The sequence below is a fragment of the Hydrogenophilus islandicus genome (assembly GCF_054657095.1).
Genome location: NZ_BAAHXE010000086.1, coordinates 1 through 278 on the forward strand (window position 1 = coordinate 1; position 278 = coordinate 278).

Below are 278 nucleotides of genomic sequence, written 5' to 3' on the forward strand. Positions count from 1 at the left end.
GCGGGACCACCGGATCACTAGGACCTGCTTTCGCACCTGCTCGGCTTGTGGGCCTTGCAGTCAAGCACGCTTATGCCCTTGCACGTACAGCGCGATTTCCGACCGCGCCAAGCGTACCTTCGTGCTCCTCCGTTACCTTTTAGGAGGAGACCGCCCCAGTCAAACTGCCTGCCATGCACGGTCCCGGGTGGGGATGCACCCACCGCGGTTAGAACCTCGATGGGGCCAGGGTGGTATTTCAAGGACGGCTCCACCGAAGCTGGCGCCTCGGCTTCTTT

General features: G+C 62.2%; 1 rRNA gene. It reads right to left on the reverse strand.

Annotated elements, in window-relative coordinates:
- Positions 1–278: ribosomal RNA gene (locus tag ACYQ6T_RS10775) — 23S ribosomal RNA — on the reverse strand; the annotation flags it as partial.